Annotated in this window: 23 protein-coding genes and 2 tRNA genes; 4 read left to right on the top strand and 21 right to left on the bottom strand. The window is 59.6% G+C overall.

The annotated features are described in order from the left end of the window. Positions 1–33 precede the first annotated feature (33 nt). The 11 genes from infB to rlmE form a co-directional block, all read right to left on the bottom strand. Complete coding sequence (infB, locus tag AB5Y91_RS12150; protein ID WP_106887613.1) at positions 34–2,730, bottom strand: translation initiation factor IF-2; 2,697 nt, start codon at positions 2,728–2,730, stop codon at positions 34–36. 20 nt (positions 2,731–2,750) lie between these two features. Beyond that, positions 2,751–4,253 carry a transcription termination factor NusA gene (nusA, locus tag AB5Y91_RS12145; protein ID WP_106887614.1) on the bottom strand — a complete coding sequence of 501 codons (1,503 nt, stop codon included), beginning with the start codon at positions 4,251–4,253 and terminating at the stop codon, positions 2,751–2,753. A gap of 14 nt (positions 4,254–4,267) precedes the next feature. After that, on the bottom strand, positions 4,268–4,726 hold the full coding sequence (gene rimP / locus AB5Y91_RS12140; protein WP_106887615.1) for a ribosome maturation factor RimP: 459 nt from the start codon (positions 4,724–4,726) through the stop codon (positions 4,268–4,270). A gap of 166 nt (positions 4,727–4,892) precedes the next feature. Continuing rightward, a tRNA-Met gene (locus tag AB5Y91_RS12135) sits at positions 4,893–4,969 on the bottom strand. Positions 4,970–5,061: 92 nt separating this feature from the next. Continuing rightward, a tRNA-Leu gene (locus AB5Y91_RS12130) sits at positions 5,062–5,146 on the bottom strand. A gap of 9 nt (positions 5,147–5,155) precedes the next feature. Beyond that, positions 5,156–5,482 (bottom strand): preprotein translocase subunit SecG, encoded by a 327-nt coding sequence (secG, locus tag AB5Y91_RS12125; RefSeq protein ID WP_025326063.1) that lies wholly within the window; start codon positions 5,480–5,482, stop codon positions 5,156–5,158. Beyond that, positions 5,483–6,247: a triose-phosphate isomerase gene (gene tpiA, locus AB5Y91_RS12120; RefSeq protein ID WP_163154251.1), complete on the bottom strand. Its 765-nt coding sequence runs from the start codon at positions 6,245–6,247 to the stop codon at positions 5,483–5,485. Positions 6,248–6,378: 131 nt separating this feature from the next. Beyond that, entirely contained in the window at positions 6,379–7,713 is a 1,335-nt protein-coding gene (gene glmM, locus AB5Y91_RS12115) for a phosphoglucosamine mutase (RefSeq protein ID WP_106887617.1), read from the bottom strand. 17 nt (positions 7,714–7,730) lie between these two features. Beyond that, the gene (gene folP / locus AB5Y91_RS12110) at positions 7,731–8,576 is read right to left on the bottom strand and encodes a dihydropteroate synthase (RefSeq protein ID WP_111910383.1); all 846 of its coding nucleotides are present in this window, start codon (positions 8,574–8,576) and stop codon (positions 7,731–7,733) included. A gap of 83 nt (positions 8,577–8,659) precedes the next feature. Then, positions 8,660–10,612: an ATP-dependent zinc metalloprotease FtsH gene (ftsH, locus tag AB5Y91_RS12105; RefSeq protein WP_111910384.1), complete on the bottom strand. Its 1,953-nt coding sequence runs from the start codon at positions 10,610–10,612 to the stop codon at positions 8,660–8,662. Between the two features lie 45 nt (positions 10,613–10,657). Continuing rightward, positions 10,658–11,287 (bottom strand): 23S rRNA (uridine(2552)-2'-O)-methyltransferase RlmE, encoded by a 630-nt coding sequence (gene rlmE / locus AB5Y91_RS12100; protein WP_005326622.1) that lies wholly within the window; start codon positions 11,285–11,287, stop codon positions 10,658–10,660. Positions 11,288–11,384: 97 nt separating this feature from the next. Between rlmE and yhbY the strand changes: the two genes are divergently transcribed. Both yhbY and AB5Y91_RS12090 read left to right on the top strand, forming a co-directional pair. Further along, positions 11,385–11,681 (top strand): ribosome assembly RNA-binding protein YhbY, encoded by a 297-nt coding sequence (yhbY, locus tag AB5Y91_RS12095; RefSeq protein ID WP_025326057.1) that lies wholly within the window; start codon positions 11,385–11,387, stop codon positions 11,679–11,681. Positions 11,682–11,786: 105 nt separating this feature from the next. Further along, a complete protein-coding gene (locus AB5Y91_RS12090) occupies positions 11,787–12,380 on the top strand; it encodes a PilZ domain-containing protein (RefSeq protein ID WP_111910385.1) in 594 nt (197 codons plus the stop codon). Positions 12,381–12,428: 48 nt separating this feature from the next. On the opposite strand, the gene greA is transcribed toward AB5Y91_RS12090, so the two are convergent. From greA to pomA, 10 genes are all read right to left on the bottom strand, one after another. Beyond that, positions 12,429–12,905: a transcription elongation factor GreA gene (greA, locus tag AB5Y91_RS12085; RefSeq protein ID WP_041205192.1), complete on the bottom strand. Its 477-nt coding sequence runs from the start codon at positions 12,903–12,905 to the stop codon at positions 12,429–12,431. Positions 12,906–13,289: 384 nt separating this feature from the next. After that, a complete protein-coding gene (locus AB5Y91_RS12080) occupies positions 13,290–13,658 on the bottom strand; it encodes a PRC-barrel domain-containing protein (protein ID WP_106887621.1) in 369 nt (122 codons plus the stop codon). Between the two features lie 77 nt (positions 13,659–13,735). Continuing rightward, the gene (locus AB5Y91_RS12075; protein WP_163147005.1) at positions 13,736–13,894 is read right to left on the bottom strand and encodes a hypothetical protein; all 159 of its coding nucleotides are present in this window, start codon (positions 13,892–13,894) and stop codon (positions 13,736–13,738) included. Positions 13,895–14,243: 349 nt separating this feature from the next. Further along, positions 14,244–14,912: an ABC-type transport auxiliary lipoprotein family protein gene (locus AB5Y91_RS12070; RefSeq protein WP_168234526.1), complete on the bottom strand. Its 669-nt coding sequence runs from the start codon at positions 14,910–14,912 to the stop codon at positions 14,244–14,246. Continuing rightward, positions 14,909–15,862, bottom strand: a complete 954-nt coding sequence (locus AB5Y91_RS12065; RefSeq protein WP_368169902.1) for an MlaD family protein — start codon at positions 15,860–15,862, stop codon at positions 14,909–14,911. Before AB5Y91_RS12065 ends, AB5Y91_RS12070 begins: the two co-directional genes overlap by 4 nt. Continuing rightward, on the bottom strand, positions 15,859–16,650 hold the full coding sequence (locus AB5Y91_RS12060; protein WP_368169901.1) for an ABC transporter ATP-binding protein: 792 nt from the start codon (positions 16,648–16,650) through the stop codon (positions 15,859–15,861). The genes AB5Y91_RS12065 and AB5Y91_RS12060 overlap by 4 nt, the downstream gene beginning before the upstream one ends. Before the next feature lies 1 nt (position 16,651). Continuing rightward, positions 16,652–17,773 (bottom strand): ABC transporter permease, encoded by a 1,122-nt coding sequence (locus tag AB5Y91_RS12055; RefSeq protein ID WP_368169900.1) that lies wholly within the window; start codon positions 17,771–17,773, stop codon positions 16,652–16,654. Between the two features lie 165 nt (positions 17,774–17,938). Further along, positions 17,939–18,310 carry a BON domain-containing protein gene (locus AB5Y91_RS12050; RefSeq protein WP_368169899.1) on the bottom strand — a complete coding sequence of 124 codons (372 nt, stop codon included), beginning with the start codon at positions 18,308–18,310 and terminating at the stop codon, positions 17,939–17,941. 387 nt (positions 18,311–18,697) lie between these two features. Next, on the bottom strand, positions 18,698–19,591 hold the full coding sequence (locus AB5Y91_RS12045) for a flagellar motor protein MotB (RefSeq protein ID WP_025326043.1): 894 nt from the start codon (positions 19,589–19,591) through the stop codon (positions 18,698–18,700). 8 nt (positions 19,592–19,599) lie between these two features. Further along, positions 19,600–20,358: a flagellar motor protein PomA gene (gene pomA / locus AB5Y91_RS12040; protein WP_106887625.1), complete on the bottom strand. Its 759-nt coding sequence runs from the start codon at positions 20,356–20,358 to the stop codon at positions 19,600–19,602. A 234-nt stretch (positions 20,359–20,592) separates the two neighbouring features. Here pomA and xseB point away from each other — a divergent pair, with 234 nt between their 5' ends. Both xseB and ispA read left to right on the top strand, forming a co-directional pair. Continuing rightward, positions 20,593–20,844 carry an exodeoxyribonuclease VII small subunit gene (xseB, locus tag AB5Y91_RS12035; RefSeq protein WP_025326041.1) on the top strand — a complete coding sequence of 84 codons (252 nt, stop codon included), beginning with the start codon at positions 20,593–20,595 and terminating at the stop codon, positions 20,842–20,844. After that, complete coding sequence (gene ispA, locus AB5Y91_RS12030) at positions 20,845–21,735, top strand: (2E,6E)-farnesyl diphosphate synthase (RefSeq protein WP_111910390.1); 891 nt, start codon at positions 20,845–20,847, stop codon at positions 21,733–21,735. It abuts the gene before it with no gap. Positions 21,736–21,751 lie beyond the last annotated feature (16 nt).

The following is a 21,751-nucleotide window of genomic DNA, read 5'->3' as shown; positions in this document are numbered from 1 at the left end:
GGCCGCAGCCCCCTATTTTGTCTAACTGTCGGCTTACAGAGTCCGTTGAATTTCAATGGTCTCGTAAACTTCGATCTGGTCGCCTTCGCGTACGTCGTTGTAGTTCTTGACCGCGATACCACACTCGTAACCGTTGCGGACCTCGTTGACGTCATCCTTGAAGCGACGCAGGGATTCCAGCTCGCCTTCATAGATAACCACGTTGTCACGCAGAACGCGAATACGGTTGGAACGCTTGACCACACCTTCGGTGACCATACAGCCGGCAACGGCGCCGAACTTCGGTGACTTGAAGACGCTACGGACTTCAGCCAGACCGATGATCTCCTGACGATATTCAGGAGCCAGCTTGCCGCTCATGGCCTGCTTCACTTCGTCGATCAAATCATAGATGACGGAGTAGTAACGCAGATCCAGGCTCTCGGACTCGATGACCTTGCGCGCAGAAGCGTCGGCACGGACGTTGAAGCCCACCAGGATGGCGCTGGAAGCAGCCGCCAGGGTAGCGTCGGTTTCGGTGATACCACCTACGCCGGAACCCACGATCTTGACCTTGACTTCGTCGGTAGAGAGCTGCACCAGCGCATCGCAGATAGCTTGCACCGAACCCTGTACGTCGGCCTTGATCACCACGTTCACTTCGGACACTTCGCCCTCGGTCATGTTGGCGAACATGTTCTCCAGCTTGGCCTTCTGCTGGCGAGCCAGCTTGACGTCGCGGAACTTGCCTTGACGATAGAGTGCCACTTCACGGGCCTTCTTCTCGTCACGTACAACGGTGGCTTCATCACCAGCAGACGGCACCCCGGACAGACCCAGGATTTCCACCGGCAGGGACGGGCCCGCTTCCTTGATCTCGCGACCCAGTTCGTCACGCATGGCACGGATACGACCGTATTCCAGACCGCAGAGCACGATGTCGCCCTGGCGCAGGGTACCTTCTTGTACCAGCACGGTGGCAACCGGACCACGACCCTTGTCCAGGAAGGATTCGATCACGACGCCGCTGGCCATGCCATCGACAACCGCTTTCAATTCCAGTACTTCGGACTGGATCAGGATGGCTTCCAGCAGGTCGTCGATGCCTTCGCCAGACTTGGCGGAGACGTGAACGAACTGGCTGTCGCCACCCCAGTCTTCGGACATGACGTTGTAACGGGCCAGCTCGGTCTTGACACGATCCGGATCCGCTTCGGGCTTGTCGATCTTGTTGACCGCAACCACGATGGGCACTTCTGCCGCCTTGGCGTGCTGGATGGCTTCGATGGTCTGCGGCATGACGCCGTCATCGGCAGCAACAACCAGAACGACGATATCGGTCGACTTGGCACCACGAGCACGCATGGAGGTAAACGCAGCGTGACCCGGAGTATCCAGGAAGGTGATCATGCCACTGTCGGTCTCGACGTGGTAGGCACCGATGTGCTGGGTAATACCACCGGCTTCGCCAGCGGCAACCTTGGCTTTACGGATGTAATCCAGCAGCGAGGTCTTGCCGTGGTCGACGTGACCCATGATGGTCACGACTGGCGCGCGCGGCTTGGCTTCGGAGGTCTCGTCACGATCGGACAGTACCGCCTCTTCCAGCTCGTTCTCGCGACGCAGCAATACCTTGTGACCCATCTCCTCGGCGACCAGCTGAGCGGTCTCCTGATCGATCACCTGGTTGATGGTCGCCATGGCGCCCATCTTCATCATCGCCTTGATGACTTCGACACCCTTGACGGCCATCTTGTTGGCCAGCTCGGCCACTGTGATGGTCTCGCCGATGACGACGTCACGGTTCACCACGGCGGCAGGCTTGTTGAAGCCGTGCTTCATGGCATTGGGCATGGCGACCTTGCCGCGCTTGCCTTTGCGAGCACGGGGGTTGCGGGAGTCACGGTCGTCTTCGCGGCGAGTGGCCTTTTTCGGGGCCTTGACTGCTGCAGCAGCCGTGCGACGACTGGTCTCTTCCTTCCGGTCCAACTCGTCTTCTGCGGCTTGCGCATGCTTGTTGGTGGTCAGATGGTAGTCACTGCTCTCTTTGGCACGAGCAGCTTCTTCTTCAGCCCAGCGAGGGCCGTTCTGTTCCGCCATGACGCGAGCCTCTTCGGCTTTCTTCGCGGCGAGTTCTTCTGCTTTTTGCAAAGCGGTTTGTTCCTGTTGGCGCTTCAGTTCTTCTGCTTCGCGCTTGGCCATCTTTTCTGCCTCTTGCTGAGCTGTGCTAGCGGCTACTTTGGCGGGCTGTGGAGCCTGTCGAGCCTTTGATTGTGCCTCGATCCGCGCCTTTTCCTCAGCTTCACGACGAGCCTGCTCAGCCTCACGGCGAGCCTTCTCTTCAGCATCGAGACGGGCCTTGTTTTCGGCCTCGTGACGAGCTTTTTCTTCTGCTTCCAAACGCGCTTTTTCCTCGGCTTCCGCCTGACGCTGTTCATCTTCCAGCGCCGAGCGTTTTACATAGGTGCGAGTCTTGCGCACTTCAACCTGCACTTCCTTATTCTTGCCGCCAGTCCCTTGAACACTCAGAGTGCTCTTGGTCTTGCGCTGCAAAGTCATGCGGGCTGGTGCGGTGATCTCGTCACCTCCATGCTGTTTTTTCAAGTGAGCCAGCAGAGTCTGTTTCTCAGACTCGCTGACGAGGTCGTCGGCCTTGCTCTTGCTGATACCGGCATCGACAAACTGCTGGAGAAGACGATCAACCGGCGTGTCGATGTCAGTGGCAAGTTGTTTGACTGATACTTCTGCCATTCATTTTCCTCCGTTTGATCTTATTCAGACTGCTCTTCTCCGAACCAACAGATATTGCGAGCAGCCATAATCAGCTCACCGGCTTTCTCAGCGGTCAGCTCTTCAATGTCGGCAAGGTCGTCGATACCTTGCTCTGCCAAATCTTCCAGGGTGCCGACGCCGCGAGCGGCCAGGGCATACGCCATTTCACGGCCAAGGCCGTTGAGATTGAGCAGTTCTTCGGAAGGCTCTACGCCGTCGAAGGATTCTTCTTTGGCCAGGGCCTTGGTGGTCAGGACATCCTTGGCACGCTTGCGCAGCTCTTCCACCATGTCTTCGTCCAGACCGTCGATGGCCAGCAGCTCATTGACGGGTACGAAGGCGATCTCTTCCAGGGTGGAGAAACCTTCTTCCATCAGCAGACCGGCGAAATCGTCGTCGATGTCCAGCGCGCTGGTGAACAGGGTCAGGATGCGATCGTTCTCGGCCTGGTGCTTGGCACGCATGTCCTCGACGGTCATGACGTTCAGCTCCCAACCGGTCAGCTGGGAGGCCAGACGCACGTTCTGACCGTTGCGACCGATGGCCTGGGCCAGGTTGGCAGCTTCCACGGCGATGTCCATGGTGTGGTTGTCTTCATCAACGATGATGGAGGCTACATCGGCAGGCGCCATGGCATTGATCACGTATTGGGCAGGGTTGTCATCGTACAGCACGATGTCGGCACGCTCACCACTCAGCTCGGCGGAGACGGCCTGAACGCGGGCACCGCGCATGCCGATACAGGCACCGATCGGGTCGATACGACGATCGTTGGTCTTGACCGCGATCTTGGCGCGGGAACCCGGATCACGGGCGGCGCCCATGATTTCGATCATCTCTTCGCCGATTTCCGGCACTTCGATGCGGAACAGCTCTTTCAGGAAGTCCGGGCTGGAGCGGCTGACGAACAGCTGGGAACCACGGGCTTCCGGGCGGACGGCATAGAGCAGGCCACGGATGCGGTCACCGGGACGGAAGGTCTCACGGGGCAGCATGTCGTCGCGGAAGATCACGGCCTCGGCATTGCTGCCCAGATCCAGGATCACGTTGTCGCGGTTGCTCTTCTTGACCACGCCGCTGATGATGGTGCCTTCCTTGTCCTTGAACTGGTCAACGACTTGGGAACGCTCGGCCTCGCGCACTTTCTGCACGATAACCTGCTTGGCGGTCTGGGTGGTGATGCGGTCGAAGGTCACAGAGTCAATCTGGTCTTCAACATAGTCGCCGATCTGGATATCCGGCTGCTCGATCTGAGCGGCTTCGAGAGTGATTTCCCCGTACGGGTTCTCCATGGAAGCCTGATCGGCCACCACGACCCAACGGCGATAGGTGTCGTAGTCACCGGTCTTGCGATCGATCTCGACCCGAACTTCAATCTCGCCTTCGTATTTTTTCTTGGTCGCAGTCGCCAGCGCAGTCTCCAGAGCCTGGAAAATCTTCTCGCGGGGGACAGCCTTCTCGTTGGACACAGCGTCAACGACCAGCAAAATCTCTTTATTCATATCCGATAGCCTCGTTAACCAAAGTTCGGCACTATGTTCGCTTTTTGGATATTGGTGAAAGCCAACACCTCGTCCTTACCATCTACTGTCAGGGTGACCATGTCCCCCTGCACAGCTTTGATTACGCCTTTGAACTTGCGGCGGTTGTTTGTTGCCATCCGAAGCGAAACCGCCGCCTCTTGGCCAACGTATTTTTCGAACTGGGCAACCTTGAACAGCGGACGATCCAGGCCCGGGGAGGAAACCTCGAGGTAATACTCCTCGGTGATGGGATCTTCAACGTCCATGATGGCGCCAACCTGGCGGCTCACCTCGGCACAGTCTTCCACCGTCACGCCTTGCTCTGAGTCGATGAAGACGCGCAAGGTCGAGTGCTTACCCGCACGGATAAACTCGACACCCCAAAGTTCAAAACCCAAGGCAACGACCGGAGCCTCGAGCAGATCGGTCAAACGTTGTTCCAACGTAGCCAAAGTCACCCTCCGAAAAACAAAAAAAGGGCATATAGCCCAGATAGATATCGATTCAGAGTAAATCGCACATAACAAAAAGCCCCGATGTCAAATCGGGGCTTGGCGCTTTACCCTGATTGTCGCCTCGCAGCGACCGCCTTCCTGAGCGTAGGAAATGCGTGAAATTTGGTTGCGGGGGCCGGATTTGAACCGACGACCTTCGGGTTATGAGCCCGACGAGCTACCATGCTGCTCCACCCCGCGTCCGAAATCGTGCGAGATTATAGCCAGATCATTCTCTTCATACAAGACTGAGTGACTATAATACACCCGGTTACCCGGGCTCACTGCTTAATTGGTGCCGTGGGCGGGACTCGAACCCGCACACCCTAGAGCACTACCCCCTCAAGATAGCGTGTCTACCAATTCCACCACCACGGCAAAAACTCTTTACTCGGGAACGTCAGTGTCTTTCTTCACTGGCGCTTTGGTCTGCTCAACTTGCTGAGTCTGTTGCAGATTTTCCCATTCGCTACCCTGTTTTACCTTGTTGCTTGACATGGATCCAAGCACCAGGCTGATCAAAAAGAACAGAGTGGCCAAAATTGCAGTTGTGCGGGTCAGGAAACTGCCTGAACCACCGGAGCCGAATACAGTATTCGATGCCCCTGCGCCGAAGGAGGCGCCCATATCAGCCCCTTTACCTTGCTGAATCATCACCAGACCGATCAGAGCCAGTGACACCAGCAGATAAACGACTAAAAGAATCTCGTACATTTAACTTGCACCCTTTGCCGCTTCAACAATTCCTAAAAACGCATCGCTATCGAGGCTTGCTCCACCTATCAGTCCGCCATCAATGTCGGGCTGGGCAAACAAATCTCTCGCGTTGGTCGGCGTCACGCTCCCACCATAGATGATTCTGACTTTCTCACCTATTACCGGAGTATCCTCCGCCAAGCGACCACGAATAAAGGAATGAACCTCTTGTGCCTGCTCGGGTGTGGCGCATTTACCTGTACCTACAGCCCAAATCGGCTCGTAGGCGATGATAGCATTATCGAAAGCCATCGCGCCATTTTTCTCTATGACAATATCCAGCTCTTCGGCGATCACCTCGAAGGTTCTTCTCGCCTGCCTCGCAGCACCTGACTCCCCCAGACAAAGGATGGGAATCAAACCTGCCGCTCTGACTGCCGCAAACTTCTCTGCGACGATAAAGCTGGTCTCACCAAAGAGACGCCTGCGCTCGGAGTGCCCAACCAGTACGTATCGGCACCCAGCCTCGACCAGCATCTCACACGAGACTTCACCCGTATAAGCGCCTTGTCGGTGCTGGCTCACATTCTGAGCCCCCAACCTTATCGCCTTCTGCTCATCGAGCAGTCGTGCGGTAAAGTCGAGATGCACATGGGAAGGACAGAGAACAACATCTACATCATCACCAACACCCTTCAGGCATTGACTCGTAAACTGCTCTAACTGCGACCTACTACCGTGTAACTTCCAGTTGGCTGCTACAAACGGCTTGCGATGTCCCATCGGCAACTCCCTTGCGAAAGCGGGGCTGATAATATCCAGAGGATGATCAGCTGACAAGTGCTATTTTCAAATTTTCGAATCGTTTGAACAAGATACAACCATGGCGGTTAAAAAACCGCCATGGTTGCTCATTAAAACGCCGATTCGACCTGTTGGGCGATGCGTTGTGCCATGTCACGCACCTGTTGCTCATGCTCCCCTTCCACCATCACCCGGATCAGGGGCTCGGTGCCGGATTTGCGCAGCAGGACACGGCCACGGCCACCCAGTTCCTGTTCCACCTTGGCCACTTCCTGCTGTACGGCTTCGGCCGCCAGCGGATCCTTGCCCTCGGCAAAACGTACGTTCACCAGTACCTGGGGGAACTTGCTCATACCGGAGCGCAGCTTGGCCAGCGGCATCTCCGCAGAGCACACCGCCGTCAGCACCTGCAGGGCGGCGACTATGCCATCCCCTGTGGTGGTCTGATCCAGGCAGATGATGTGACCCGAGTTCTCGCCACCGATGCGCCAGCCCTTCTCGTTCATCATCTCGAGCACATAGCGGTCACCCACCTTGGCACGGGCAAACGGAATACCGAGCGTCTGCAATGCCAGCTCCAGGCCCATGTTGGCCATCAGGGTACCGACTACGCCGCCCTTGAGGCGACCGTTGCGCAGGGCATCGCGGGCGATGATGTAGAGGATCTCGTCCCCGTCGATGATGTAGCCAGTGCTGTCTACCATCACCAGGCGATCGCCGTCACCGTCGAAGGCGACACCGAGATCGGCCTTGCACTCCAGCACCTTGGCGGCCAGCGCCTCAGGTGCGGTAGAGCCCACCCCATCGTTGATGTTGAGGCCATCCGGGCTGCAACCGATGGCAATCACCTCGGCGCCCAGCTCGCGAAACACTGAGGGAGCTATGTGATAGGTGGCGCCATGGCCGCAATCCACCACCATCTTCACCCCTTCCAGGCTCAGATGGGTGGGGAAGGTGCTCTTGCAGAACTCGATGTAACGGCCGGCGGCATCGTCGATGCGCTGCGCCTTGCCAAGTTCGGCGGACTCCACGCACTTGAGCTCGTGATCCAGCTCGGCTTCGATGGCCAGCTCCACCTCATCGGGCAGCTTGGTGCCGTCGGCGGAGAAGAACTTGATGCCGTTGTCGTAATAGGGGTTGTGGGAGGCGCTGATGACGATGCCAGCCTCGGCACGGAAGGTGCGAGTCAGGTAGGCCACCGCCGGCGTCGGCATGGGGCCCATCAATATGGCCTTGAGGCCCGCAGCGGAGAGGCCCGCTTCCAGCGCCGATTCCAGCATGTAGCCGGAGATCCGGGTGTCCTTGCCGATCAGCACCTTCTTGGTGCCCTTCTTGGAGAGCACCTTGCCGGCGGCCCAGCCCAGCTTCATCACGAAATCCGGGGTGATCGGGTATTCACCCACCTTGCCGCGCACACCGTCTGTGCCGAAGTACTTTCTGGTCATTGTCTGTTCTCGTTATTTTATCTGGATACGAAATCTTGTCCCGTCATGGTCATCCAGCCTACGCGCAGCGCGTCCATGGTGGCTCGCACGTCGTGCACCCGAATGATCCTGGCGCCATGTTGCAACCCGATCAGGGCGCAGGCCAGGCTGCCGGCCAGCCGCTCATCAACGGGGCGGCCAAGCAGATTGCCTATCATAGACTTTCGCGACATCCCCACCAAGAGCGGCAGACCGTAATCCAGCAACTTCTGCTGCTCGGCCAGTAACTGGTAGTTGTGTGCCACCGTCTTGCCAAAGCCATAACCCGGATCCAGCAGCAGGTGCTGGCGCCGGATCCCGGCATCCAGGCAAGCGGCTATCCGCTCGTCGAAGAAGGCCCTCACCTCCCCCAGCAAGTCGTCGTAATGCGGCTCTGCCTGCATGGTTCTCGGCTGCCCCTGCATGTGCATCAGGCACACGGGCACGTCAGCCTCTGCCGCGGCAGCCAGGGCACCGGGCTCGAGCAGGGCCCTCACGTCATTGATGAGGTGAGCGCCTGCCGCGCAGCCCGCCCTCATCACGGCAGCCTTGGAAGTATCGAGGGAGATCATCACATCCAGCTCCTGGACCATCCGCTCGACCACGGGGATGACCCTGTCCAGCTCCTCCTGCTCGCTCACATCGGGGGCGCCGGGGCGGGTCGACTCGCCGCCGATGTCGATGAGGGTGGCCCCCTCCTCCATCATCTGGCGGGCATGGGCCAGGGCCAGTTCAAGCGGCTTGAAGCGCCCGCCATCGGAGAAGGAGTCCGGCGTCACGTTGAGGATCCCCATGACGTGGGGACTGTCCAGAGAGAGGCTGCGCCCCTTGCTGATTAGTTGCATCTTTACATCTACCTGTCACAAGAAAATCTGGGTATCGCATAAAGAAAAACCCCGGGCAAGCCCGGGGTCTGGATCATGAAAGCTTATTTGGCCGGCACATCGTTCGCCTTGTCGATGTCATTGCGCGGTGCGCTGTTGTCATCGGCCTGCGCCTTGACCTCTGGCTCGCTGCTCACGCTGGCGCCGCCTTGCGGGGTGTCACCGTGCTCATCGTGCCAGTTGCTGGGAGCACGGACCTCACGACGGGCCATCAGATCGTCGATCTGCTTGGCATCTATGGTCTCGTACTTCATCAAGGCATCCTTCATGGTGTGCAGCACATCCATGTTGTCCTGCAGGATCTGCTTGGCACGAGCATAGTTGCGATCGATGACCTGCTTGACCTCGGCATCGATGACGCGCGCGGTATCGTCGGACATGTGCTTGGCCTTGGCCATGCTGCGACCAAGGAAGACTTCACCGTCTTCTTCGGCATAGAGCATGGGGCCCAGACGCTCGGACATACCCCACTGGGTCACCATCTTGCGGGCGATGTCGGTGGCACGCTCGATGTCGTTGGAAGCACCGGTCGATACCTTCTCGGCACCGTAGATCAGCTCTTCCGCCAAACGACCGCCATACAGGCTGGAGATCATGGACTCCAGATGCTGCTTGGAGTGGCTCCAGCGATCCTGCTCCGGCAGGTACATGGTCACCCCAAGGGCACGGCCACGGGGAATGATGGAGACCTTGTAGACGGGATCATGATCCGGCACTACCCGACCGATGATGGCATGGCCGGCTTCATGATAAGCGGTCATCTCCTTCTCGGAGTCTCTCATCACCATGGAGCGACGCTCCGCACCCATCATGATCTTGTCCTTGGCCTTCTCGAACTCCAGCATGGAGACCACACGACGGCTCTCACGGGCGGAGAACAGGGCGGCTTCGTTGACCAGGTTGGCGAGATCGGCGCCGGAGAAGCCCGGGGTGCCACGTGCAATCACTGCGGCATTGACGTCATCCGCCAACGGAACCTTGCGCATGTGCACCTTCAGGATCTGCTCACGACCGCGGACATCCGGCAGACCGACCACGACCTGACGGTCGAAACGACCCGGACGCAGCAGCGCGGGATCCAGCACGTCTGGACGGTTGGTCGCGGCGATGACGATGACGCCTTCATTGCCTTCAAAACCATCCATCTCGACCAGCATCTGGTTCAGGGTCTGCTCACGCTCATCGTGGCCACCACCCAGACCGGCGCCACGCTGACGACCGACCGCATCGATTTCATCGATGAAGATGATGCAGGGGGAAGACTTCTTGGCCTGCTCGAACATGTCGCGCACCCGGGAGGCACCGACACCCACGAACATCTCGACGAAGTCGGAACCCGAGATGGTGAAGAAGGGCACCTTGGCCTCACCCGCGATGGCCTTAGCCAGCAGGGTCTTACCTGTACCGGGCGGGCCGACCAGCAGCACGCCGGTGGGGATCTTGCCGCCCAGTTTCTGGAACTTGGTCGGATCACGCAGATAGTCGACCAGCTCTTTGACCTCTTCCTTTGCCTCGTCACAACCCGCCACGTCGACGAAGGTGGTCTTGATCTGATCTTCACTCATCAGGCGAGCCTTGCTCTTGCCGAACGACATGGCACCCTTGCCACCGCCGCCCTGCATCTGACGCATGAAGAAGACCCAGACACCGATCAGCAACAGCATCGGGAACCAGGAGATGAAGATGGACGTGATCAGAGACGGCTCTTCCGGCTTCTCACCCATCACCTTCACGTTGTGGTTGAGCATGTCGTTGAGCAGTTGGGGATCCGGCGCAGGGATGATGGTAGTGAAACGTTCACCGGTGCGCTTGACGCCATTAATGACCTTGCCATCCATCCGCACTTCACGGATCTGCTCTTGGGTCACTTCTTTCACGAAGCTGGAATAGTCCAGCTGGCGACTGGTGGTATCGCTGGGGCTGAAGCTATTGAATACCGACATCAGCACGACGGCGATGACCAGCCACAGGATTAGGTTTTTCGCCATGTCACTCAAATCAATGACCTCGCAGACTGACAGTTAACGATGAGGGTTAGGGTACTACAGTTTAAAACCGGTAGCCACAATGTAGACTTCTCGTGAACGGGCACGGGAGGAGTCTGGTTTACGAATCTTGACGACAGAGAAAAGTCTACGAATTTCATTGAGATAGGCATCAAACCCCTCCCCCTGGAATACCTTGACCACGAAACTGCCATTACTGCGCAGGACCTGATTGCACATGTCCAGCGCCAGCTCGATCAGATACATGGAGCGAGCCTGATCCACCTGCTGGGTCCCGCTCATGTTGGGCGCCATGTCAGACATGACCACATCAACCTTGTCCGGGCCCACTCGTGCCAGCAAGGCGGCAAGCACAGTTTCCTCCCGAAAGTCCCCTTGCAGGAAATCGACACCGGCAATGGAATCCATCGGCAGAATATCGCAAGCAATCACTCGCCCCTTGTCACCCACCTGATCGATGGCAAACTGGGACCAGCCACCGGGGGCCGCCCCCAGATCCACCACCGTCATGCCCGGCTTGAGCAGTTTGTCCTTGCCCTGGATCTCATCGATCTTGAACACGGCACGGGAACGCAGTCCCAACTTCTGGGCTTTTTTGACGTAATGATCGTCAAAATGTTCTTTTAACCAGCGGGTTGAACTGGGGGAATGTTTTTTCTGGGTCATGATTGTCGACTTTAAAAAACCACAAGGGTTATTAGTATTAAGGGCTAAGTGGGGGTAGAATACGCCCCTTTCAACCCTGACTTATGAAGAAATTGCCATGATTCTCAACAATAAACAGAAACAGTACCTCAAGGGCCTAGCCCACAGCCTCAAGCCGGTCGTCCTGCTGGGACAACACGGCCTGACCGAAGGGGTGCTGGCCGAGATCGATCTGGCGCTGAACCACCACGAGCTGATCAAGGTTAAGGTGTCGTCTGAAGATCGTGAGATGAAACAGCTGGTGATGGAAGCCATCGTCCGTGAGACAGGCGCCATCAAGGTACAGAGCATGGGCCATGTACTGACCATCTATCGTCAGGCCACAGAACCCAAGATCCAGTTGCCCCGCAAGTAACAGGAAAGAGCGTTCGCTCTTTCCTTCATTTCTCTTCTTCCCAAGTCGCTTGCCAAAATAGTCGTCAGGCCCTTAACCTGCGATGAATACTTGCGGACACCCACTATGGACAAGCATCAGATTCTCACCGACGAGGAGCTGGCTATGCTGCAGGACTTGGGAAACGCAGAGGACATGGCCGCCGGCCAGTTCCTGCGAGGCAACCTGAGTCTTCCCCTACAGAGCCTGTTGCAACGGGCCAGCCCCTTGACGATCGAGGCCCGTATCGCCGGCCATCAACTGCGTTTTCCGCTGCATTGTACCCTGGCGGCGGAAGGCCACACCGAGCTGCGTATCGCCGCCCCCACCATCACAGAGCTGGGCTCCCCTCACCTGCGCGCCTGGCGACTCGATGAGAAAGCCGTCCTGCACACCAGCGATGCCGAGTATGAGGTGCACAGCCTCTCCCTCGGCGGTCTCATCGTGGCCGGTTTGCCACCGACTCTGACCAAGGGCGATCGGCTGCACGGCACCCTCGGCATCGAGGGATTGCCTCCCCTGGCACTGAGCGGCACCCTCATAAGGCATGTCCAGTCCCACCAGAAGCACCATGACTGGGCCTTGCAATTCCAGTTGGACAAGGGAGATCAGGAGCAACTGCGGGACTGGCTCTTCCAACGTCATCAGGACGCCTTCGTCCAGACCTATCAGGGGGACTAAATGCAACAGGGGAGCCGGGCTCCCCTGTCTCTTCACCGCCCCTCATCGTCAGAGGTAGGCGACTTCCAGAATTTCGTACTCAACATCGCCAGCCGGTGTCTTGACGATGGCCACGTCGTCCACTTCCTTGCCGATCAGGGCACGGGCAATGGGCGAGTTCACGGAGATCATGTTCTGTTTGATGTCCGCCTCGTCGTCACCCACGATGCGGTAGACCACTTCCTCTTCCGTTTCGCTTTTCAGCAGAGTCACGGTCGCACCGAAGATGACGCGGCCATTGTTGGCAATCTTGGTGATATCGATCACCTGGGCATTGGAGAGCTTGCTCTCAATTTCCTGAATGCGGCCTTCACAGAAACCTTGCTGCTCGCGAGCGGCATGGTATTCGGCGTTTTCTTTCAGATCACCATGTTCACGGGCATCAGCAATCGCTTCGATAATCTGGGGACGCAGCTCGCTCTTCAGATAGTCGAGCTCTTGACGCAGCTTTTCAGCGCCGCGAACAGTCATCGGAGTATGATTCATAGTCGAAACCTGGGTTGCTTGAAAAAGAGAAGCTGCGGCAATCAAAGAGAGCCGCAGCTATCGGTTCGGATGAGGCATCTTAATATGAAGCCGCCACAAAATCCATGTCAGCCCCTGCGAGCGGGATCGCGCTTTGAATGACCAGAGGCCTGCCGGGAGGCTGAAGAAAATCGAGAGGATGAGGCGAGCGGAGGCAGCCACGGCGACCTTGACCCTGGCTGCAATATTTTCGTTTTGGTTGTCTGATCAGGCTCACCACCGCATCGAGCCTCGCCTTGCCTAGGTGAAATCCTGCTTGCAGACACGTTTCCATGCCTTGCTGGCGATCATAGGCCGGAGGGGATCAAAAGGCAGACCAACATCAAGCCAGCGTGCAAAACCACCTCAGTACCTGGTGTCGTAATAGCTGTAAATGCTCTTTTCCCAAGAGGTATCTGCCATGTTGGGCCAGTGGTCGCTATCAAAACCCGGGGCATTCTTCATGCGTTCCTCTGTGGTATCCATGATGAAGCGCTTGTTTTCAGTATCGACCTTCAGGGCACTCCAGGGTACGGCAAACAGCTTCTCGCCGAGACTGAGGAAACCGCCGAAGGAGAGCACCGCATAGCACACCTTGCCGTTTTCGATATCCAGCATGAGCTCCTTGATGCTGCCCAGCTTTTCACCTCTCGGGTCGTACACATCGTCGCCACTGAGCGTGCTGGCGCTGAGTACTCTTGACCCAAGACGGCTGGATGGAATGATATTGTTCATTTGATACTCCTGACATTGTTGGAAGAAAGAGTGAGGGGAAAGAGCGTTGGCAGAACGCTCACCAACGCGGTGACGTTTTATTTCCCCTTTCTGGCGTCCCTGCGCTCTTCTTTTCTATCGTCGGGGGCCGCCTGGTGTTTGCCGGCGGACACTGGAATCGCCCCCTTTGATTCCTTATCGTCCTTACCCTTGCCTTTGGTCTCTTCAGTACGACCCTTGAGTTGGTCCTTGTTCATGATGAACTCCTGATAGTCAGTTGGATGAGGGGTGCGAGAAGCAACAAGGGATCCCGCACCAACCATCGTGAGAATAAGCCGCACACAACAGGGGGTCTGTACGTTGACCCACATAGAGCACGGGCCCGGCACCTGACCAATGGCTCGCTGATGCTGCGTTAAATCAGAGCACCACTTGCTCGACCCCCTCCCCCGGCTACCGCCGGCAAGGCCCCGAGGCGACACAACCCGCCGACAGGAGAGGCTGAGTGTCAGGCATCAAGATGAAGCCCCATCCAGATGTCAGAACCAAGGGAGCCTGCAGCTCCCCGGCCTGTGCCTGCCCCCTTTTCTCTGCCATGTCTGCGGTTCAGCGACGTGCCCCGGGTGAGGGGCGCCAGTTGCCCGCGGCGTCGGCACAGAAGCTGGCCAGGCGCTGCACGACCTGCTGAACGGCACTATTGGCCGCCATCACGCCGCCGTAGGGATTGGCCTGCGGTGCTGGCACTGTCTCGTCGAATTCGCGCCAGGCCAGCACCTGGCGGCTGTCGCTGTCCACCAGGTAGGCCCGCAGCGTGAAGCGGGTACGGCTGGGTGATCTGTCGAACTCCTGCTGCAGGCGGATGATTTCGACATCGAGGCGCAGATCCCCCGCAGCCGGGCTGGGAGCCAGGACGACGGCGCGAAAGGCCCCCGTGCCCTCGAGTGCGGCGACAATGCGTGGGGCTATCATCCGAGCGGGCGTATCGATCCATTCACTGTGCGCGAAATACTCCAGCTGATAGGGCTCGCGAACATAGATGATCCGCTGGCTGTCGAAACCGGGGGCGGCACGTGGTGGGTTGACGATCAGCGTAGGCGCGGCGCCCAGTCTGGCCGCTGCGGCCTTGGCCGGGGGGGATGCACCCACCCCGGAGAGCGAATAGAAGGCCGGTGGCGGCACCTTGGTCGCATCGAACATGCTGCAGGCAGTGGGCAGGAGCAGCAACAGCGCAGTGATGGCGAGCCGGGTGAAGGGAGGTGGTGGCTGGCGGATCATGGCTGTTTCCCTCCTTCGGATGATTCTCCGGGGCCATCCGGCACCGGCTTGCGGCCAAACAGGAGTCCGGAGGGATTGCGTTCGGTCTGCTCGCTGAGGCGGCGCAGCGAGGTCGTCAGCACGCTGAGCTCGCCGAGCAGGCGTTCCAGCTGTGGCAGGGTCTCCGCCGTGAAGCGGTTGATGTCGCTGCCGACCGCGTTGAGGGTCTTGCCTGCGCTGGCACTGGTGCCGGCGATCTCATTGCCCATCTTCTCGACGGCATCCGCCGCCCGCCCGATACGCGCGATCAGGGGGGCGAGCTCGTGGCTCGCGCTTGCGCTGTTTTTCATCACCCTGGCCGCATCCTTCAGGCCGGCATCTATGCTCTCGTTGCGCTCGGCCAGGGTATGCGCCACCCGGGCAATGTCGGTCAGGGTGCTCTGGAAGGCCGCCTGATTCTCCGGACCGAGCAGGGCGTTGAGGCTGTTCGAGGTACTGTCCAGCTTGGCCAGCACGCTGGTGAGGACGTTCTCGAGGCGAGCAGCAAGCGATGGATGGGTGCGGATCACCGGATACTGATAGCCAGGGGTGGCCTGCAACAGGGGCATGTCGCTGGCCCCGCCGCTCAGCTCGACGTAGGCGATGCCCGTCAGGCCCTGTGTCTTGAGCACGGCCACAGTGTCCTGCCTGATCGGCGTGCCTCGCTCGATGGCGAACAGCAGATTGACCTGCTCGGGATTGGTCGGATCGAGCCGTATCTGCCTGACCCTGCCGACATCAACACCGTTGTATTTGACCGGTGCATTGAGATTGAGGCCGGCGACCGACTCCTCCGAGATCGCCAGATAGAGATCGTATGCCTTCTGGAAAGCCCCTCCCGAGGCGAGCCAGAGGATGACGGCCACCAGCAGGGTGCCGAGGATGACGACAAAACCCCCTACCAGGGCGTAACTGACCTTGGTTTCCATCATGTCCCCTCGCTGCGTTGCTCGGCGGCCCGCCCTCGCGGGCCCTCGAAGAATGGCCGGATTGCCGGCAGATCCATCTCTGCCAGCGCTGTCATCGACCCTATCCCCTGCACCTTGCCGTCACCGAGCACGGCGACGCGGTCGGCCACCTGCCACAGCAGATCGAGATCGTGGGTGATAAGGACTATGGTCAGGCCGAACAGATCGCGTAACTTGCGGATCAGGCTGTCAATCTCGCCAGCGCTCTCGGGGTCCAGACCTGCAGTCGGCTCATCGAGAAAGAGCAGTTCGGGATCGAGGGCCAGGGCACGTGCCAGCGAAACGCGCTTTAGCATGCCGCCGCTCAGCTCGGCCGGGTACTGATCACCCACGACCGGCTCCAGGCCGCTCATCGCCAGCTTCCTGTCAGCGATGTCGTCGATCAGCCCTTGTGCGAGTTCGGTGTGCTCACGCAGCGGCAGACCCACGTTTTCCCTGGCGGTCAGGGAGCCGAACAAGCCGCCACTCTGAAACATGACGCCCCAGCGCTGGCGCAGGGCAAGGGCGTCGGCGTCTTCGATGTTGGCGAGATCGACCCCGAGCACCCGGATCGAGCCCGACTCGGGTTGCTGAAGCAGGATGATCTCCCGCAGCAGGGTCGACTTGCCCGATCCCGAGCCGCCGATCAGCGCGAAGATCTCGCCGTGGTTGACCACCAGATCGATCCCGTCATGGACCACATGCTCGCCAAAGCGCGTCATCAACTGGCTGATGATGATGGCCGGGGTGACACTGCCATCTGGCGCCTTCATCTCAGAGATCCAGGGCGCTGAAGGCAACCGAGAAGAGCGCATCGGCCACTATCACCATAAAGATGGAGTGGACGACGCTGCGCGTGGTCTGCCGTCCGATGCTGTCGGCTCCTCCCTTGGTTTGAAACCCCTGGAAGCAGCCAACGGTCACTATGATGGCGGCAAATACCGGCGCCTTACCGATGCCGATCAGCAGATCCGTGACGCTCACCGTCTTGACGAAGCGATCGAGGAATTCGGCCGTGCCGACGTCCAGCTGGATGTGCGCCATCAGCATGCCCCCCAGGACGCCGAAGAGATCGGCGAAGAGGGTGAGCAAGGGGAGAGTGATCAGGAGAGCGAGCGCCTTGGGCAGCACCAGCATGTCGAGTGGTGCAATGCCTATGGTGCGCATGGCATCGATCTCCTCGGTCACCGCCATGGTGCCAATCTGCGCCGCGTAGGCGGAACCGGAGCGGCCGGCGACTATGATGGCGGTGATCAGCGGAGCAAACTCTCGCAGCATCGAAAGCGCGACCAGATCGACGACAAAGATGTTGGCGCCATAGAGGCGCAGCTGCGCGGCCCCCTGATAGGCGACGACGATGCCGAGCAGAAAGGAGAGCAAACCGACGATGGGCAGGGCATCGACACCTGCGCTGCGGATGTTGTAAAGAATTGGGCGCCAGCGAATCCGTGTCGGATGGGCCAGCCAGCCACCCAAGGCGAAGGTGCACTCGCCGATGAAGGCGAGCAGGGCGCAGCCTTGTGCCAGCAGGGTCACCGTGCCCTGACCCAGGCTTTCCAGGCGGGACAGAGGCCGGGGTAGAAATGTGGGCCCCGGAGCGGCCTCCTGAGCCAGGGCATCGAACAGCCTGGCGAACTCCGGGCGCAGTTGGTGCAATTCGACGCCGGCCGCACCATCACGCAGCCGGCGCAGCAGTGTCTGCAGGATCCAGGCCCCGGCCGTATCGAGGGCCTCGATACCAGAGGCGTCGATGACCCAATGCTCTCCGGCCGGGACGGCAAGGGAGTCGAGCTCGCTTGTCAGACTGCCCATACCCAGCGCAGTCCAGGATCCCGACAACGCCAGCGCCTGTGGCGTCGCCCGGCTCATGGCAGCCGGTGTGGTGGTCGGTTTCAAGGCTGGCCACCCTGACGACGGAGTAGCAACCCCGAACAGGCGACCTGCCTAAGGGCCCCCATCGACCGATGGCGGTAGCCACACAGGCAGCGTGCAGGATCCGCAGGGTCAAGGGTTCCCCTGCAGGGCAGGGTGCCAGGGCCTGAGGGCTCGTCGGGTGTTTGCCTAGCGGTCGGTCTCGACCTTGATGTCATTCTTGACAGAGGTCACCCCCTCGACGCCCATGGCAATCGCGACGGCCTTGTCCAGCGCCGCCTGATCCACCGCGCCGCCACTCAGGGTGACCTCCCCGGCATCATCGGTATCGACATGGATATTGACCAGGCTGGACATCTGCTCGGCCGCAAGCCCCGCCTTGATCTTGGTGGTGATGACCGAGTCCTCGACATATTCCAGCGTCGAGGACTCCATGGTCGTCGATTCAGATGGCATCGACTGCGCGGCATCGGTGTCGTCGGTGAGCCCGGCGCCGTGGCTGGCTAACGGGAGCAACAGCAGTCCGGTGAGGAGCAAGCTGGCACTGAAGATATGGTTCATGGTGGTTCCTTCCTGGAGGGCTGAAAAAACGCACATCCGGCAGCCCGGGTGCTATCCATTCGCCGTGACGAAGATGTAACACGGGGCAGCGCGCAGTTCTGTACGGCATCGTACATAACGCGGGAGGTCTACAAGGCCACGGGGGAGCGGCATGAGATCAGGGGGGAGATGATAGCGCATTGCCGCGCGACAGGCGGCGCATTGGGAGTGACTGATGGGCGGGCGAACCGCAGAGGCGCGGTTCAATCGGCCACTGTTCTCACCCAATTTGCCTGAACATGCGGCGAGCGGAGGCCCTATGCTAGGCGACTCCGACTCAACAGAAAAAGAGAAGCAGCGGTTATCGGAGACAACCGCTGCCAGCGGGATCGCGCTTTCTTGCGAACGCTACTTGGGATCAGCCACGCCGATAGGGGCAGATACCGTCGGTTTGCCCTGCATGATGGCGATCTCCACCCGCCGGTTCATGCGCCGGTTCTCCGGGCTGTTGTTCGGCACCAGCGGTTGGGAGTCCGCCATTCCCTGCACCACCAGGCGGTTGCCGTCAAAGCCGGGCACCTTGATCATCTGGTGGGCCACCGCCACCGCCCGCTGGGACGAAAGCTCCCAGTTGGACTGGAACAGCTCGTCTTCGGTGGCGACGTCATCGGTGTGACCGGAGACGGTGATCTCCCCGGGCACATCCTTGAGCAGGGTCGCCACTTTACGGATCACCGGCCAGAACTGGGGCTGCAGGAAGGCGGAACCCGCCGGGAACGCCGCCTTCTCGCGGATGCGAATGATGATCTGCTGACCCAGCGCCTCTATCTCTATGGCCCCGTCCTGGATCTGGGCCTGCATCTGCTCGGCCAGCGCCTTGGCCAGTTCGTTGGACTGCGCCTGCGCCTTCTGGGCCTGCTGGGCGGTGTCACCACCGCTCTGCTGACCCTCGGTCTTGTCATGGCCCCCCGCCTGATCCGCATCCCCGGGCTGAAAATCCAGCTCGGTCTGGGTCATGTCGATGGTCTGCTGCATGATGGTGTCGATGGGGGTCGGTTCGGGCCGGCCAGGGCGAAACTCCTGAGCGATGACCGAGGTCCCCTTGGGAATATCCTTCACCTCCAGGATGTTCTGCACCCCGAATGCCTTCTCCATGGAGCCGGCGATCTGCTTGAACTTCTGCACATCCATCTCCGCAAAGGAGAGCAACAGCACGAAGAAGCACATCAACAGGGACATGAGATCGGCGAAGGTACCCATGTAGCCCGGCAGGCCGGGAGGCGGACACTTGCACTTTGCCATGGGGCCTCCTAGTCGAGCCCGTTGTTGCGTTTGGACTGGTTGAGGTAGTTCTGCAGCATGGCCTGGATCACGCGAGGATTCTGGCCGTCCTGGATGCCCATGATGGCGTCGAGGATCAGGGTGCGGCTCAGTTGCTCCTCGCCGCTGCGCAGCTCCAGCTTGTCGGCGATGGGAATGGCCACCATGTTGGCTTCGATGGCGCCATACAGGGTCGTCAGCAAGGCCACCGCCATGGCCGGGCCTATGGACTTGGGATCACTCATGTTCGCCAGCATGGCCACCAGCCCCACTAGCGTACCTATCATCCCCATGGCGGGGCCGAGATCACCCAGGGAGCGAAACACCTTGATGGCGATGACGTGGCGCTCCGAGGTCAGCTCTATGTCTTTTTCCATCACGGCGCGCACCACATCGGCGTCATGGCCGTCCACCAGCATGTCGATGCCCTTCTTCATGAAGGCATTGGGGATCTCCGCCGCTTCCAGCGCCAGAAAGCCCCCCTTGCGGGCCGCGTCCGCCAGCTCCACCGCCTTGGCAATCAGGTCATCGAGCTTGTCGCCCTTGTACATGAAGGCCTTGCCCGCGACCTTGAACGCCATCAGGAACTGGCTGAGGTTGAACTTCATCATGCAGATGAAGAGGGAGCCCAGTATGGTGATATAGACCGAGGGCATATCCACATACATGTTCATGGGGCCACCCAGCAGCATGCCGTACACCACGACCCCAAATCCCAGCACTATGCCTATCAGACTGCCTAAATCCACATCCCTACTCCTGTCGCCGAACTTGCCATTTATTTATATTGCGTTGAATTTTCTGCTATTGCGCCCCTGGCAGCAAGCCCGGCACGCCTTCATAACACGTCGGCAATAGATGGATGCCAGCCCCTTGTTATCGGCCGCGGTCAGGATAGTTTGAGGGCGGCACACTTTTCTGCCTCCCCCCTGTGCCCGGTCGATGTTAAGATGAGCCGTTTTTTTCAATCCCCGAGGATGGACATGGCCAGTAAAAAAATCGACCGTCTGAGTTTTGATGCCACCCTGGAAGAGCTGGAAACCATAGTGCATCAACTCGAACAGGGGTCGCTCCCCCTCGAGGAAGCACTCAAACAATTCGAACAGGGCATCCATCTGGTGCGGGCCGGCCAGCAGAAGCTGGAGCAAGCCGAGCAGAAGATCCAGATCCTCCTGACCCAGGCCGACGGCAGCGAACAGGCGGTTCCCTTTCGATCAGAGCAAGGAGAGGAGTGAGTGACCCTGGACGATTTCTCCCGCCTGCACCGGCGCCGCATCGACGACTGCCTCTCGGCACAGCTTGAGGCTCTGCCCGCCATGGCGCCGCGCCTGCGGGACGCGATGAGATACGGCCTGCTGCTCGGCGGAAAACGGGTACGCCCCTTCCTGGTCTACGCCGTGGGCGAGATGCTGGGGGTGCCAAGCGAGCGCCTCGACGGTCCCGCCGCCGCTGTGGAGTGCATTCACGCCTACTCCCTGCTGCACGACGATCTGCCCGCCATGGACAACGACGATCTGCGCCGCGGCCAACCGACAGTGCACAAGGCGTTCGATGAAGGCACCGCCATCCTGGCCGGTGATGCCCTCCAGACCCTGGCATTCTCCATACTGGCGGACCATCCCCTCCCCGACGAGCTGCTGGCCAACCGGGTACGTATGCTGAGCGCCCTGGCCCGCGCCTCCGGTTATCTCGGCATGTGCGGCGGTCAGGCGCTGGATCTGGAGGCCGAAGGCCGCCGGATCAGCCTGGCCGAGCTGGAGCAGGTGCACCGCCACAAGACGGGAGCCCTCATCGAGTGCGCCGTCACCCTGGGGGCCCTGTGCAAGGCCGATGTGGCGCCTGCCACCCTGGCCGCGCTGCAAACCTATGCCGCCGCCATCGGGCTCGCCTTCCAGGTGCAGGATGACATCCTCGACATCACGGGCGACACCGCGACCCTGGGCAAGCCGCAAGGTTCGGATCTGGCGCAGGAGAAGAGCACCTATCCGGCCCTGCTCGGTCTCGACCCTGCCCGTGAGCTGGCTCGCGAACTGCATGACAAGGCCTTAACAGCCCTGCAATCCTTGCCCTACAATACCGACATTCTGGAAGCGTTTGCCGATTACATCATCGAGCGAACCCACTAAACGCTGGATAACAGTA

Origin of the sequence: Aeromonas sp. R4-3, from assembly GCF_040908275.1 — a bacterium.
In the GTDB taxonomy this organism is placed as follows: Bacteria; Pseudomonadota; Gammaproteobacteria; order Enterobacterales; family Aeromonadaceae; genus Aeromonas; species Aeromonas rivipollensis.
The sequence above is the reverse complement of the archived record's forward strand: the minus strand, read 5'-3'. Positions and strand labels throughout refer to the sequence as shown.